The 903-nt window shown below is 59.9% G+C and carries 1 protein-coding gene; it reads right to left on the minus strand.

The genetic code is table 11. The features are described from left to right. The coding region (locus L4C39_RS20130) for a hypothetical protein (protein ID WP_429747759.1) at positions 1 to 822 on the minus strand (822 nt) is incomplete at its 3' end. Between the last annotated feature and the right edge of the window lie 81 nt (positions 823 to 903).

The following is a 903-nucleotide window of genomic DNA, read 5'->3' on the forward strand; positions in this document are numbered from 1 at the left end:
CGTCACCACACTCTCTGAGCCACTCGCTTCGCCCGTTGGCGCGCTGCGGCTGATGGTGAACGCTAACGTGTCTTCCCCTTCGATGGCCGTGCCATCTTGGGTCACGATGCTCACGTCCGCCACTTCGTTGCGATCGTCCGTTTCGTCGTCAATCGTCGCGTTCGCTTGGCCCGTGCCCGTCACGTTCGCGTCGGTTTTCGCCGTGATTTGACCGRTCACRCTCTCTAGCCCTTCAATCACCGAGTCGTCTTTTGGCGTGATCACCACGTCCACCGACTCGCTGTCGGCCAACGTCACATCATATCCTGCGCCACCAAACAGAGCCGTCACTTGCGCGCCGCTGAGCGGCTCACCATTGATGATCACGGACTCAATGTCCGCCGCGTCAATCTCGCTGCTGCTGTTCAAACTGAACGTCACCACACTCTCTGAGCCACTCGCTTCGCCCGTTGGCGCGCTGCGGCTGATGGTGAACGCTAACGTGTCTTCCCCTTCGATGGCCGTGCCATCTTGGGTCACGATGCTCACGTCCGCCACTTCGTTGCGATCGTCCGTTTCGTCGTCAATCGTCGCGTTCGCTTGGCCCGTGCCCGTCACGTTCGCGTCGGTTTTCGCCGTGATTTGACCGATCACRCTCTCTAGCCCTTCAATCACCGAGTCGTCTTTTGGCGTGATCACCACGTCCACCGACTCGCTGTCGGCCAACGTCACATCATATCCTGCGCCACCAAACAGAGCCGTCACTTGCGCGCCGCTGAGCGGCTCACCATTGATGATCACGGACTCAATGTCCGCCGCGTCAATCTCGCTGCTGCTGTTCAAACTGAACGTCACCACACTCTCTGAGCCACTCGCTTCGCCCGTTGGCGCGCTGCGGCTGATGGTGAACGCTAACGTGTCTTC

Source organism: Vibrio clamense, assembly GCF_050337905.1.
GTDB lineage: Bacteria > Pseudomonadota > Gammaproteobacteria > Enterobacterales > Vibrionaceae > Vibrio > Vibrio cortegadensis.